General features: G+C 66.9%; 1 protein-coding gene and 1 pseudogene. Both read left to right on the top strand.

Going from position 1 to position 4,531, the window contains the following annotated elements; translation table 11 throughout:
* Positions 1-377: 377 nt before the first annotated feature.
* Positions 378-1,493, top strand: coding sequence for a recombinase RecA (gene recA, locus AUC71_RS14660; protein WP_083238439.1), 1,116 nt, complete (start codon positions 378-380; stop codon positions 1,491-1,493).
* A 336-nt stretch (positions 1,494-1,829) separates the two neighbouring features.
* Positions 1,830-4,531: pseudogene (alaS, locus tag AUC71_RS14655) on the top strand (alanine--tRNA ligase); the annotation flags it as partial.

The following is a 4,531-nucleotide window of genomic DNA, read 5'->3' as shown; positions in this document are numbered from 1 at the left end:
CGATCGATCGGGTGGCCTGCCGCTTCGCCGGGCCGATGTGCCCGGAGGGCTATACGCGGATCTGCCGGCCGTGGAAGTGCTGGTGCGCCCGCTGCAAATAGGCTTCAGAGTGCTGGGCATCTGCTGGCCGCCCCTCTCGGGCGGCCTTTTTCTTTGGGGTGGGGTGGATTTTTGGTGAGAACATATTGCGAACAGAGAACAAAGCGTGTACAGTGGGCTGATTGGTCCACCGCGCCTTGCTTCCCCCCGCAAAGCGGGCGCGGTGGACGGAAGAGGGACAGACCGAGCACCGCCATTTACGCGCCCCATGGCGCCGTGAAATAAGGGAGAAGACTCATGTCGACGCCGCGTTGCGCCTCGTCGAAGCTGGAGGGGAAATGGACAAAGAGAAGGCGCTGGAAGCGGCGATCTCGCAGATCGAGCGGGCTTGCGGCAAAGGCTCGATCATGCGGCTCGGCCAGAACGAGACCGTGGTCGAGATCGAATCGATCCCGACCGGCTCGCTCGGGCTCGATATCGCGCTCGGCATTGGCGGCCTGCCGCGCGGGCGCGTCGTCGAGATCTACGGGCCGGAATCGTCGGGCAAGACCACGCTGGCGCTGCATGTGGTCGCCGAGGCCCAGAAGAAGGGCGGCGTCTGCGCCTTCGTCGACGCGGAGCACGCGCTCGACACCATCTATGCCCGCAAACTCGGCGTCGATCTGGAGAACGTGCTGATCTCCCAGCCCGACACGGGCGAGCAGGCGCTCGAGATCGCCGACACGCTGGTGCGCTCCGGCGCCATCGACGTGCTGGTGGTCGATTCGGTCGCGGCGCTGACGCCCAAGGCCGAGCTCGAAGGCGAGATGGGCGATATGCAGATGGGCGCCCAGGCGCGGCTGATGAGCCAGGCTTTGCGCAAGCTCACCGGCTCCATCTCCAAGTCCCGCTGCATGGTCATCTTCATCAATCAGATCCGCATGAAGATCGGCGTCATGTTCGGCTCGCCCGAGACCACGAGCGGCGGCAACGCGCTCAAGTTCTATGCCTCCGTCCGCCTCGATATCCGCCGCATCGGCGCCATCAAGGAGCGCGACGAGGTGGTCGGCAACCAGACCCGCGTCAAGGTGGTCAAGAACAAGGTGGCGCCTCCCTTCAAGCAGGTCGAGTTTGACATCATGTATGGCGAGGGCGTCTCCAAGATGGGCGAGCTGATCGATCTCGGCGTCAAGGGCGGCATCGTCGAGAAATCCGGCTCGTGGTTCTCCTTCGACAGTGAGCGCATCGGCCAGGGCCGCGAGAACGCCAAGCTCTATCTGAAGGAGCATCCCGAGATGGCCGCGCGTATCGAGCTGGCCATCCGCCAGAATGCCGGCCTCATCGCCGGGCAGATCCTCGAAGGCGGCAGTGCCGGAGCCGACGATGACGATGCGTCCGGCGATGTGCCGCCGGACGACGAGGACGGCACGGTGACCGCCATGGCCGGCGGGGGCCGCCGGAAGCGCGGGAGCTGATCGGGAAAGCGGCGCGCGGGGCTTGGGCCGGGCGCAAGCCTGCCTCGAGCCCCGCATCGCCCCGCGACGCCGGCTTTCCCGGCCCAAGAGCTTTTCGGACCCAGAGCTTTTTCGGCCCAAAAGACCTTGCGCAGCAGGGGCTCGCGCGCCCGTCTGACCGCTGGACAGGCTCAGCCCCAGACCGTATGTCTCACGGCGAAAGTCGCGGTTTCCCTCAAGCGTGGAGCCGTGCGAAACCGCCGTCGCCTTACGCCGAATCGGCTAGGCTGTGGCGGGCGAGACAGGCGATTTCGCGACACCGAGGTCGCGGCAACCGAAGGTCCAGCCTTTCCTAAGATGAACGCCGCCAAGCCCCCGCGCGGGACGTCCAGCAAGCAGAAGTCCGGGGCCGCGGCCAGTCATGCCGCGCCGACGCGGACCAACGACCTGCGGACCGCTTTCCTCGATTTCTTTGCCCGCAACGATCATGTGGTGGTGCCATCCGCGCCGCTCGTGCCGCGCCACGACCCCACCTTGATGTTCACCAATGCCGGCATGGTGCCGTTCAAGAACGTGTTCACCGGCCAGGAGAAGGCGAGAGCCTTGCGCGCCGCCTCCTCGCAGAAATGCGTGCGCGCCGGCGGCAAGCACAACGATCTCGACAATGTGGGCTACACCGCGCGGCATCACACCTTTTTCGAGATGCTCGGCAATTTTTCCTTCGGCGATTATTTCAAGGAGCGCGCGATCGCGCTCGCTTGGGAGTTGCTGACCAAGGATCTGGCGCTGCCTAAGGAGAAGCTGCTGATCACCGTCTATGCGGATGACGACGAGGCGGCACGGCTGTGGAAGAAGATCGCGGGCGTTCCCGACGACAAGATCCTGCGGATCGCGGGCAGCGACAATTTTTGGTCCATGGGCGACACCGGCCCGTGCGGCCCGTGCTCGGAGATCTTCTACGATCACGGCGCGCATCTGCCCGGCGGTCCGCCCGGCAGCCCCGATCAGGACGGGGACCGGTTCGTCGAGATCTGGAATCTCGTCTTCATGCAATATGAGCAGCGCGAGGACGGCACGCGCGTCGACCTGCCGCGCCCCTCGATCGACACCGGCATGGGGCTCGAGCGCATCGCCGCGGTCATGCAGGGGACGCACGACAATTACGACATCGACCTGTTCCGCACGCTGATCGCCGCGTCCGTCGAGCTGACCGGCGTGCGTGCGGAAGGCGACACGCCCCGAGCCACCGCATCATCGCCGATCATCTGCGCGCGGCTTCCTTCCTTATTGCCGACGGCGTGCTGCCCTCCAACGAAGGCCGCGGTACGTGCTCCGCCGCATCATGCGCCGGGCCATGCGGCATGCGCATCTGCTCGGCGCCAAGGACCCGCTGCTCTACCGGCTGGTGCCGACGCTCACCGCCGAGATGGGGCGCGCTTATCACGAGCTCGAGCGCGGCGAGGATCTGATCGAGGAGACGCTGAAGCTGGAGGAGACCCGCTTTCGCGAGACCTTGGAACGGGGCTTGCGGCTGTCGACGAGGCGGTCGAGGGATTGTCCTCCGGCGATACGCTGCCGGGCGAGGTCGCCTTCAAGCTCTACGACACCTTTGGCTTTCCCTACGACCTCACCGAGGACGCGCTGAAAGCAAAAGGCATCGCCGTCGATGCGGCCGGCTTTCGCGCCGCCATGGAGCGCCAGCGCGCCGAAGCGCGGAAGTCCTGGGCCGGCTCCGGCGAGGCCGCGACCGAGACCCTGTGGTTTGAGCTGAAGGAGGACCTCGGCGCCACCGAGTTCCTAGGCTACGAGACCGAGACGGCGTCGGGCGAGATCGTCGCGCTGGTCAAGGACGGCAAGCGCGTCGAGAAGCTGGAGAAGGGCGAGCGCGGCATCGTCATCGTCAACCAGACGCCGTTCTACGCGGAATCCGGAGGTCAGGTCGGCGATCGCGGCACGCTCGGCATGGGGACAGACGTCTCGTTCAGGGTCGAGGACACGCAGAAAAAGCTGCATGGTCTCTTTCTGCATGAGGGCGTCGTGGAGAAGGGCACGCTGCTGCGCGGCGAGACCGTGATGCTCACCGTCGATCACGCGCGGCGCAGCACCACCCGGGCCCATCACTCCGCCACCCATCTCCTGCATGAGGCCTTGCGCCAAGTGCTCGGCCAGCACGTGGCCCAGAAAGGCTCGCTGGTGGAGCCGGGACGCCTGCGCTTCGACTTCTCCCATCAAAAGCCCATGAGCCAGGACGAGATTGCGGCCGTCGAAGATTTGGCCAACGCCATGATCCTGCAGAACGCACCCGTCGAAACGCATCTGATGACGCCGGACGCCGCCATCGAGCAGGGGGCGCTCGCTCTGTTCGGCGAGAAATACGGCGACGAGGTCCGTGTCGTCTCCATGGGGATCGCGCCGGATAGCCCCAAGGCGGGCCACGCTTATTCCATCGAGCTGTGCGGCGGCACCCATGTGACACGGACCGGCGAGATCGGCCTGCTCAAGATCGTGGGCGAGAGCGCGGTGGCCGCAGGGGTCCGCCGTGTCGAGGCGCTGACCGGCGGCGCGGCCCGCGGGTTCCTCGCCGGCCAAGACGCGCGCGTGCGCCAGGCGGCGGAGATCCTCAAAGTCTCTCCCGACGAGATGATCGAGCGGCTCGCCGCGGTCGTCGAGGAGCGCCGCAAGCTCGAACGCCAACTCGCCGAAGCCAAGCGCGCGCTCGCACTGCGGCCCGAAGGCGGGGGCGGAGAGGCGGCCTCGGCCGTGCGCGAGCTCGGCCGGGTCAAGCTTCTCGCCCGGACCGTGCACGGCGTTCAGCCGAAAGATTTGCGCGGCCTGGTAGACGAAGCCAAGCAGCAGCTCGGCTCGGGCATCGTTGCCGTGGTCGGCGTGAGTGAGGAAGGCAAGGCGGGGCTCGTGGTGGGCGTCACTGACGACCTCACCGGCGATTACAGCGCCGTCGATCTGGTCCGCGTGGGCGCGAGGCGGCTCGGCGGCAAGGGCGGCGGCGGACGTCCCGATCTCGCGCAGGCCGGCGGGCCGACGGCGCGCGCGCCATGCCG

The sequence above is a fragment of the Methyloceanibacter marginalis genome (assembly GCF_001723295.1).
GTDB classification, from domain to species: domain Bacteria; phylum Pseudomonadota; class Alphaproteobacteria; order Rhizobiales; family Methyloligellaceae; genus Methyloceanibacter; species Methyloceanibacter marginalis.
The sequence above is the reverse complement of the archived record's forward strand: the minus strand, read 5'-3'. Positions and strand labels throughout refer to the sequence as shown.

Excerpts from the sequence above, each read along its gene's own strand:
- recA (WP_083238439.1), top strand. The coding sequence starts at position 378 with ATGGACAAAGAGAAGGCGCTGGAAGCGGCGATCTCGCAGATCGAGCGG.